Origin of the sequence: Bacillus sp. MYb56 (genome assembly GCF_002976445.1) — a bacterium.
Lineage (GTDB): Bacteria > Bacillota > Bacilli > Bacillales > Bacillaceae_G > Bacillus_A > Bacillus_A mycoides.
In genome coordinates, this window is record NZ_PCOH01000016.1 from 1 (window position 1) to 9205 (window position 9205).

Genomic DNA, 9205 nt, shown 5'->3' on the forward strand with positions numbered 1-9205 from the left:
TAAACACTCTTCATTTATATTGTATTTCACGCTTGACATTTCATAGTTGGTCTTTCTCAGGGGGTTCATTAAAATCATTTCATTCCTTGTGATTCAATGTACTTACGGATAGAACCTATAGGTGCACCGCCCGTTGTTAAAAGACAATAACTTCGAGACCAAAACATTTCTTTCCATAGATCATGTTTTATCTTAGGAAAATCTCGTTTCACGAAACGAGAACTAACACTTTTGTAACTGTTAATCGCTTTTGACAAATCAATGTTTGGAACTGAACGGAACAAAACGTGAACATGGTCTTCATCGTGATTCCATTCTTCTACAGTAATTCCTTTTGGCTCAAGCAACCGAATGAAGTGCTCTTTCAGATAATCTGAAATTTCATCGTTCATCACTTTTTTACGGTATTTAATAACCAAAACTAAATGATAGTAGAGTAAGAACACTGAATGATTATTATTATCTAATTTCGTTGTCATATATATTGTCTCCTTATCTACGACTAATTATATCGCAAGACGCAAAAGAAACAAATATTCGCTCTTTAAAAAATTGTTATGAACGAAACAAAAGAGTTCAGCCTACCTTCTGACGGCAATTCATCTCCACCTGAATTGTTGGGTTTCACCCGTAACACAAATCAGATGGAGTCTTCTTGCCGAAAAGGATAAATTAACACACATAAGCTGTACTAAATTAAATAGACTATGTTCAATAGCTAACGGAAGTTTAGTTGCGTAAGAGGAATAGATAGAAAAATGTCGAATTTATTATAATTGTTGAATTTGAGGACTTGGAGGATACACTTTGAAAAAATATGAGTTTAAAAATAACATTCCAACATTGGAAGAGTACAAATATTTGTGCGAGTCTGTGGGATGGACTAATTATATGAATTTTGAAGTGGTGGAAACTTCACTGAAGAATTCTATTCACTGCATCACGGTCAAAGATAATGAAAAAATTGTGGGCATGGGGAGAATTGTTGGTGATGGATCTATCTATTTCTATATTCAAGATATAGTAGTTCATCCAGATTATCAGAAACACGGTATTGGGAAAGAAATAATGCATCTTTTGGTTGCATACTTAAATGAGAATGCACCTGATAAGGCGTTTGTCGGTTTATTTGCATCACAAGGTAAAGAATCGTTCTATGAAAAATATGATTTTAAGGATTACTCACCAAACATGACGGGGATGTTTACTGTCATTTCAAAAAAATAAACATATAGATTATTGATTGTAAGGAAAGACATCGATTCATATGGAGGAAATTGTTCTCGCAGTAACATTTTCCACAATCGAGTTTAAACATTACATAGGAAAGGACAGTACATATATGACTAATATGTACTGTCCTTTCATTTATCTAACCTTTTTTAATTTTGATTTTGAATTGTATTTTTTAATAAAATTTCACTATATCTTCAGTAGGTAAGAATGTTCTTTCTCCTGGCTCTTCATTTGGTTCACCAAATGGCATTTGTCCTACTAAGCTCCACTCTGCTGGAATGTTCCAAGTTGCTTTCACTTCAGCATCTACGATTGGATTGTAATGTTGTAAGGACGCTCCAATTCCTTCAGCCGATAATAGCATCCATACAGTATGTTGTAGCATTGCATTTCCTTGATGAGACCAGAATGGGAACTGATCTTTATACAATGGTGCATTTGCTTGCATTTTTTCTACTGTTGCTTGATCTTCAAAGAATAGAACTGTTCCTACACCTGCATGGAAGCCTTTTAGTCTTTCTACTGTTGCTTCAAAATTTTCTGCTGGCACGCGTGATCTAAGTGTTTCTTTTACGATATCCCAAAACTTTTCATGCTCTCCATCCATTAATACGACCATACGGCCACTTTGCATATTGAAAGAAGTTGGTGCGTGTAAAGCTGTTTTTAAAACTTCTTCAATTCTTTCTTTTGTTATTGTAGCACTTTTTGTTACTTTACGAATTGAACGACGGTTCACGATTGCTTCTTTTAAATTTGTTGTAGTTGCTGACATTTTAATTCCTCCAAATATATGTTTTATTATTTTTATTTAAACAAATCAACTTGATTCTTTCATGCAAGACGAATTAGCAATATCCATCCGTCTTACATTGCATACCTTCAAATGAATTTGTTTTATCCTTTTCGATTTCTTTATCAATTACTCTTTGTAACGTTTCTTTACTAGCAAGTCCTTGAATGACTTCATCTCCAATCATGACAGTTGGAACAGCCATAATATTTGCTTCATCATATGCATGCTGAATTGCTTCTTGATGTTTTTCTTTATATTTACGATTTACTAAAGCATCTTTAAATTCAGCTTCAGGAAGCCCTACTTCTACCGCTAATTTCGTTAATACATCAATATCTTCAATGTTTTGCTCTTCTTGGAAAAACGCAGTAAATACTCGGTGATGATACTCATTTCCAAGTCCACGCTCTTTCGCGAATTGGCACCCTTCAAAAGCTAAATGTGTATATGGATGCGGAAAAACGCGTGGCAGACGCATTTCAACCCCTAATTTTTTTGCAGTAGGAAGAATGAAAGAATCCCATGAACCTAACTTATCTGGCTCGTTCCAAGGATCTATTTTAGAATATGGACTTGGACGCAATTCAAATGGCATCCATTCGATTTCCACATCTTTCTCTTTCGCTACTTCATCTAATGGGCCTTTTGCTAAAAAGCAAAACGGGCATATAAAATCTGAGTATACTTTCATTTTTACAGTCATATCTTTTACACCTTACCTTCTTTTTATTTTTAGATGTAACTAAAACGGTTACAATTTTAAGAAAAAAATATGCATTCTCTTTTAGAGACTTGCAATTATCATATTATGCTTTCATTTTTTGTTGTAAAGATTCAAATAACTGCCCCATCGTAATATTTCTCAACACTTCTTCCATCGCAGATTGCGCCTGAACTAAAATAACCTCTAAAACAGCTTGAATATTCGCCCCAATTGGACAGTCTGGATTCGGTCTTTCATGAATGTGAAATAGTTTGTCTTCTTCCACTACATTCACTGCATGATACACATCTAATAATGTGATTTCATGTAAATCCTTTAATAATCCCGCGCCACCTGGTCCGCGATTTACGTAAACAAATCCAGATTGTTTCAAGTAAGACATTATTTTACGAATGACTACCGGATTTGTATTTACACTCTCGGCCATATAGTCTGAAGTGCAAACTGAAGATGGATTGTTTTTCAAAATAGATAAAATATGAACAGCTATAGAAAAGCGGCTACTAATTTTCATCGTGATCACCACCTCGATGTAATCATTATAGTTACAACCGGAATATAAGTCAATCCTTTTTACAAATTTTTTAAAGCAAATAAAAAAGTGCCCCATTACAATATATGAGACACCTCTTCTTATTCTGCAAACAAGTCTTGAAATTCTTCAATAAATAGCTGCACAGCGATTGAAGAATCCTTTAATGAAGGAACAGCTAAAGCAATTTCTCTCCATACTTGTGGTTCCAATTCTCTCGTTTGTATATTCTTTGGTAAACTCGTTAAAGATAACTCAGCCAAAATTGCGATTCCTAATCCTTCTTGAATCATATTTAAAGCTGTTGTAACTGTGGAAATTATATATTCAGCCCGAAGTGGTACGTTCGCTTGTTTAAACATATCGATAATGGGTGGTTCGTACCCACCCTTACATAATATGATCGGTTCATTCTCTAAATCACCTATTGTAATAGAATCGTTCTTACAAAGAGGATGATCCTCTCTTAAGACAACAACCATTTTCCCCTTCGTTAAGGGCACGATCTCCATATCTTTATTAGGCAAAATAACAATTCCTATATCAACAACCCTCGATACTAACCAATCTTCAACTTCTTTAATCGTGCCTTCACAAAGAACGACTTCTAAGTTCGGATACTTCTCCTTAAAAAGATTTATCATTTTGGGTAAGAAATGTGCAGAAGCACTCGGAAAACTCCCAATTCGAATCGTCCCAACTTCGTGCCCTTTCTCCATCGCTACTTCTTGTTCAATCTTCTCAACGCCGTTTAAGATTTCTCTAATATGTACAAGAATTCTATTTCCAACATCCGTAACGATTAGCCCTTTTCGTTTATCGCGTATAAGAATGGTAACTCCTAACTCTGACTCAATGCTTGAAATCGCATGACTTACAGCTGGCTGTGTCATATTTAACATCCCGGCAGCCTTCGTAAAACTCCCTAATTCAACCGTTTTAATTAAAACTTGAAGTTGTGTAATGGTCATAACTAATCACTTATACTCCTTATAAAAAAGATTCATTTTATTTATCATAGTCGATATCATATCATAGTGAAATGGAATACAACAAGGAGGGATTACAGTGACACAGCTTTCTCGAACTAAGACTGCCATAATCCTTACATTTCTCGTTATTATGTGGGGAATTAATTGGCCGTTATCAAAATTCGCTCTGCATTACACACCACCCGTACTCTTTGCAGGGATTAGAACATTAATAGGAGGATTTATCTTACTTACTTTCGCATTACCGAAATACAAACAATTAAATTTAAAGGAAACTTGGCATTTATACTTTATTTCATCTTTACTCAATATTATTTTGTTTTACGGACTACAAACTGTCGGACTTCAGTATATGCCCGCCGGACTCTTCTCCGCAATCGTATTTCTCCAACCTGTCTTACTCGGCATTTTCTCATGGATTTGGCTTGAAGAATCTATGTACGGCTTGAAAATTTTCGGACTTATTCTTGGATTTATTGGTGTTGGGGTTATTAGCTCTAGTAGTTTAACTGGACATATTTCTATTATCGGTGTACTACTTGCTTTAGGGTGCGCTATCGGCTGGGCACTCGGCACAGTATTTATTAAGAAAACTGGACACCGCGTTAATGCCATTTGGATGGTAACACTTCAGCTTATTATTGGCGGACTTTGCTTAATCGGATTTGGTTCAGAATTTGAGAGCTGGTCTAACATCGCTTGGAGTATACCATTTGTAAGTGTACTACTATTCATCTCGTTCTTTGTTATTGCAATGGGATGGCTCGCTTACTTTACACTTGTAGGAGCTGGTGAGGCAAGTAAAGTTGGGGCTTATACGTTCCTTATCCCACTGATCGCTATTATTGTAAGTTCAATTTTCTTACATGAGGCCATTACAATTAGCTTATTCATCGGACTTTTATTTATTATCGTAAGCATTTGTTTTGTAAATATAAAGCCGAAAGCACTTGCTGTAAGGCAGCAAGTTGAAGTGAAATAAATAGATATGAGAAAGAGTCTACCACTTGTAGCCTCTTTCTTTTTTACCATTTTATCAGTACAGTCACTTAACATCTTAGCAAAAGGAAAATTTTTCTTTTTTATTGTATGATGATAATTAAGTAGAAAATATTATCTCTAATACATATGTATGGACTAATAATTCTAATCATAAGGGGGAATTATATGGTTTTACAGTATAAAGAATTTGGAGATTCAAGCTCTCCACTTATGGTTTTTATTCATGGGGGCGGAGTCAGTGGATGGATGTGGGACAAACAAATTAAACATTTCACTAACTTTCACTGCCTTGTTCCTGATTTACCCGAGCAAGGGAAGAACAGAAGTAAGGATCATTTCTCAATACACTTTTGTTCTAAAAAAATCATTGAACTAATTGAAGAAAAAGGACAAGGTAAAACTGTTATAGTAATCGGTTTTTCGTTAGGTGCTCAAATATTAATTGCAATGCTCAGCATGAAACCAAACTTAATTCAATACGCTATGATAAATAGCGCATTAGTTAAACTAATTCCTTTCGCTAAAACATTAATAAGATCCCTTGGCTTACCTATCCACTTATAAAGAGTAAGACGTTTTCCAAAATACAAGCAAAATCAATGTGCATAGATGAAACACAATTTGATAACTATTATCATGAAAGTTGTCAAATAAGTAAAAATACATTTGTGAGGATATTAGAAGAAAATATGTCGTTTACAATACCAAAAGGTTTCGAGAATGCTAGTAGCAATATATTAGTGACTGTTGGAGAAAACGAAAAAAGAATCATGAAAGACTCGATGACTGCAATCCTTGAAAGCAATCCTAATTGCACAGGTATTATCATTCCTAAAATCGGTCATGGAATCCCTTTAGCAAATCCCAAACTATTTAATACTTTAATTGAAAACTGGCTTAAGCATGATAAACTACCAGAAGAAGTAATGACAGTCAATTGAGTTCCTTATCTTAATAAACCATGTTGTATTTGTAGCTCTAATCCCCCTCGAAGCTGCTTAATCTCAAAATTTTATTAACAAAGGTCTCATTACTTTCAATGAGACCTTTCAATGTTACCTACTTTTTACGACGTATTACAAAAACACACGTACCTACGGAAGATACAATCGCTAAAACTGATAAAACAATTGCTATTGTTTGCATATTACTTGTACCTTCATTTTTTTCCACACTAGATACTTCACCATGTTCTCCTGTTAATGATGTACCTTTTGCAATCGTAGTAAGTGAATGGGGCTTCTCAGCTTTCTCATCGCCTGTCCATTCAACAATTTCTCCATCTTTATATTGTTGATATGCATTCCAAGCTATTTGTTGCTCTTTATCTGGATTTTTAGCAACGAAAGTAAATCGTTGGAACTGACCAGGTAAAATCCCTTCTCCTGTTGCTTCCCATATTACAGTTTTAACTTTTCCAGCTGCATCTTTTTGTTCTTCCACTTTCCACCCTGGCACTGGCTCGTACTGTTGAAACTCGACTCCAGACGGTATTTTCAGTGTGACTTTTGTTGTTGCCATATTCTTTTCAACAGGTACCTTTATTGTATAAGTCTCCCAAGAGCCAACGTCAGAAGTTGCTGGTTTCACAGTTACGTGAGCACTAACAGGTAACGAAAAAATCCCCATTGCAATTATTGTTGCGATCATTGTTGTTCCTAATTTTTTTATACGTTTCATTTTCTATAAACTCCTTTTCATTTATAACGTCTTTTTTATCTGCCACCTACAATAAATTTATAATCCGCATCGAAACTATCAAGAGATTTTGTTAATCCGTGAACTTGTATATTCCAGTTTCCTATCATGTTAATATACATACCTTCCGCTTCATATTCTCCCGGTGACACTGCCGAAACTTTAAATGAACCTTTGCCCATATTCATATCTAAAGATTGAGTCGTCAATACAATTTGTTCCATATCAGTAACAGGCTGTCCATTCTCATCCTTCAAAGTAATATGAAATGTATTCTGTCCTACCTTATTAGGACTTACATGTAAAGTAAGTTCATATCCATTATCTAATTGTTTACTCTCTGTAAAAGGTCCCGTAGGAGGCATCGGCGGCGTTTGTACATTTGTCATAAACGCTACGATTACGAAAACGATAATTCCAATGATAAACTCTACTTTCACCGTAGCTCCTAACCTTTGCTGCGCTCGCATTCTCCCTTTCACATAATGAATAATTCCCAATATCCCCATACACACGAATAAAAGTATCTTTGCTAATAAGGCCAATCCATACTTCGTATCAAATAGGGAATGGATTGTGGGAATAAAAAATGTACTGTTAAAAAGACCCGTTAATAAAATCACTATGACAGTACCTGTTGCCCATGGTGAAAAACGCTTAATCGCATCCCAATACATAGTCCACTTGTCATCCTCTTTACGTAAAAGAAGAACAATCGATGATAGCCCCCCAATCCATAACGAAGCTGCGAATAAATGTAGAAAGTCCATAACGACAGCAATTTCTTTAAACTTTAATCCATATGCATGACTATTGAAGGCTTTCATAACCAGTAACCCCATAAATAATACAATTGGAATGCTCCATACTTTAAACGACGAAACCCTCTCACTCTTCACTGCAAAATATGTAACAATCATAAGTGTACTAATAAGAGCCATTTGAGTGATCCATACATAACCAAAAACAGATAGCTGTAATGTTTCTTTTAATAATAAAGGATCGAATGCTTCTAGCCATGAAACATCAGCATTTATTTTCGCTTGCAACGGTAAATTGAAAAGTAAACTAATGAATATCCCAAATAATGATATCCATATTATTTTCTTACTCCTCGACTGAACTTGACTTGCACTTCCTTTATAAAGGATAAGATTAAATAATAGAACACCGATAAATAGAGAAAAACTTGTATATAAAATTCCGCGTTCCATAATCATATCGATTTGGGGAACATAGCCCATCTCTTCTACTTGTATATCATCTGTTCCCGCTTCTGCTAATCCAATACGGAATGGAATAACTCCTTGAATCGGATGTCCATCAGCTGAAATAGCTTTCCACTGAATAGAGTAAAGACCATTTTTGAGATTCTCTTTTAACCCAGCCTCTAATATTTTTTTGTTTTTCTTATCAATATGTGCATCTTTTAAATCTACTCTTTTACCTGAGGTGTCTCTTACGAACAATGTATTAAAACTTGAAACTTGTATGTCCTCATCGAATTCAATTTTCACAACAGATGGTGCTTTCTTTAACGTTTCATTTTCAGCAGGATTTGATTTCACAACATACGCATGAGCAGATGCGCTTTTTGGTATCAATATGATAAACACGCACGCTATTAATAGCCATGCCCCTAACCTTCGTATTACTTTCACAATCATTTCACTTCTTTCTTCTTTCTTCTTTCTTCTTTCTCGCTACACTTTCATTACTTTATACTTCCTAGTTTGATTTCCTGACGAAATATTAACCTGATTAAGTATTTTTTTATACAACATGACGCTTTCTTTCTCCCCACCTTTAAACTTCTAATATAATAGCAGCTACTTTAATTAAAACAACTTACATTTTTAAAGTCGATTGTTATTATATCATAAAATATATTTATGTAAGTTTCCTAAGAAGAAAAGTTCTCGTGAATCATTTGTGAAGAAAATGTGAAATACATAAATAAAAAGGTGTTACGTTATTACGTAACACCTTTTTATTTATAAATCGTGCCATTGGAGAAGTTATAGTATTCGTTGGTGTAAGTAATTCAATTCTATCACCATCCACTTCAAGAATGGCTGCTTCTCCTTCCACACCTAGCACCTCACTTACGTAACGCTCTATTACTGTTCCTTACCAAACCTTTTCGTAAAAACGTATAACTATCTAGATCATGAACTACGATACCGCTATCCTAAACAAAATGAAACACTTCTTTAAGTCTCTCC

General features: G+C 34.8%; 9 protein-coding genes and 2 pseudogenes. 3 read left to right on the top strand and 8 right to left on the bottom strand.

Going from position 1 to position 9205, the window contains the following annotated elements; genetic code table 11:
- Positions 1-74: 74 nt before the first annotated feature.
- Positions 75-479 carry an IS200/IS605 family transposase gene (gene tnpA, locus CQ058_RS18480; protein ID WP_002031793.1) on the bottom strand — a complete coding sequence of 135 codons (405 nt, stop codon included), beginning with the start codon at positions 477-479 and terminating at the stop codon, positions 75-77.
- A 328-nt stretch (positions 480-807) separates the two neighbouring features.
- Here tnpA and CQ058_RS18485 point away from each other — a divergent pair, with 328 nt between their 5' ends.
- The gene (locus CQ058_RS18485; RefSeq protein WP_002189257.1) at positions 808-1227 is read left to right on the top strand and encodes a GNAT family N-acetyltransferase; all 420 of its coding nucleotides are present in this window, start codon (positions 808-810) and stop codon (positions 1225-1227) included.
- A gap of 181 nt (positions 1228-1408) precedes the next feature.
- On the opposite strand, the gene CQ058_RS18490 is transcribed toward CQ058_RS18485, so the two are convergent.
- The 4 genes from CQ058_RS18490 to CQ058_RS18505 all read right to left on the bottom strand — a co-directional run bounded on the left by CQ058_RS18490 (position 1409) and on the right by CQ058_RS18505 (position 4259).
- Positions 1409-2011, bottom strand: a complete 603-nt coding sequence (locus CQ058_RS18490) for a nitroreductase family protein (protein WP_002189256.1) — start codon at positions 2009-2011, stop codon at positions 1409-1411.
- A gap of 73 nt (positions 2012-2084) precedes the next feature.
- Positions 2085-2735, bottom strand: coding sequence for a DsbA family oxidoreductase (locus CQ058_RS18495; protein WP_002189255.1), 651 nt, complete (start codon positions 2733-2735; stop codon positions 2085-2087).
- A gap of 103 nt (positions 2736-2838) precedes the next feature.
- Complete coding sequence (locus tag CQ058_RS18500; RefSeq protein WP_002189252.1) at positions 2839-3270, bottom strand: Rrf2 family transcriptional regulator; 432 nt, start codon at positions 3268-3270, stop codon at positions 2839-2841.
- A 119-nt stretch (positions 3271-3389) separates the two neighbouring features.
- Positions 3390-4259 carry a LysR family transcriptional regulator gene (locus tag CQ058_RS18505; RefSeq protein ID WP_002012297.1) on the bottom strand — a complete coding sequence of 290 codons (870 nt, stop codon included), beginning with the start codon at positions 4257-4259 and terminating at the stop codon, positions 3390-3392.
- Positions 4260-4356: 97 nt separating this feature from the next.
- On the opposite strand from CQ058_RS18505, the gene CQ058_RS18510 reads away from it, so the two are divergent.
- Positions 4357-5262, top strand: a complete 906-nt coding sequence (locus CQ058_RS18510; RefSeq protein WP_002086216.1) for a DMT family transporter — start codon at positions 4357-4359, stop codon at positions 5260-5262.
- A gap of 185 nt (positions 5263-5447) precedes the next feature.
- Positions 5448-6223, top strand: a pseudogene (locus tag CQ058_RS18515) (alpha/beta fold hydrolase).
- Positions 6224-6341: 118 nt separating this feature from the next.
- Here the strand turns inward: CQ058_RS18515 and CQ058_RS18520 are convergent.
- The 3 genes and pseudogenes from CQ058_RS18520 to CQ058_RS32325 all read right to left on the bottom strand — a co-directional run.
- The gene (locus tag CQ058_RS18520) at positions 6342-6962 is read right to left on the bottom strand and encodes a YcnI family copper-binding membrane protein (protein WP_002189246.1); all 621 of its coding nucleotides are present in this window, start codon (positions 6960-6962) and stop codon (positions 6342-6344) included.
- Positions 6963-6997: 35 nt separating this feature from the next.
- Positions 6998-8647 carry a copper resistance CopC/CopD family protein gene (locus CQ058_RS18525; RefSeq protein ID WP_002189244.1) on the bottom strand — a complete coding sequence of 550 codons (1650 nt, stop codon included), beginning with the start codon at positions 8645-8647 and terminating at the stop codon, positions 6998-7000.
- A gap of 319 nt (positions 8648-8966) precedes the next feature.
- A pseudogene (locus CQ058_RS32325) lies at positions 8967-9162 on the bottom strand (VOC family protein); the annotation flags it as partial.
- Positions 9163-9205 lie beyond the last annotated feature (43 nt).

Bases quoted from the DNA above. Each gene is read 5' to 3' on its own strand.
- tnpA (WP_002031793.1), bottom strand. From the start codon at position 479: ATGACAACGAAATTAGATAATAATAATCATTCAGTGTTCTTACTCTAC.
- CQ058_RS18490 (WP_002189256.1), bottom strand. From the start codon at position 2,011: ATGTCAGCAACTACAACAAATTTAAAAGAAGCAATCGTGAACCGTCGT.
- CQ058_RS18495 (WP_002189255.1), bottom strand. From the start codon at position 2,735: ATGACTGTAAAAATGAAAGTATACTCAGATTTTATATGCCCGTTTTGC.
- CQ058_RS18500 (WP_002189252.1), bottom strand. From the start codon at position 3,270: ATGAAAATTAGTAGCCGCTTTTCTATAGCTGTTCATATTTTATCTATT.
- CQ058_RS18505 (WP_002012297.1), bottom strand. From the start codon at position 4,259: ATGACCATTACACAACTTCAAGTTTTAATTAAAACGGTTGAATTAGGG.
- CQ058_RS18520 (WP_002189246.1), bottom strand. From the start codon at position 6,962: ATGAAACGTATAAAAAAATTAGGAACAACAATGATCGCAACAATAATT.
- CQ058_RS18525 (WP_002189244.1), bottom strand. From the start codon at position 8,647: ATGATTGTGAAAGTAATACGAAGGTTAGGGGCATGGCTATTAATAGCG.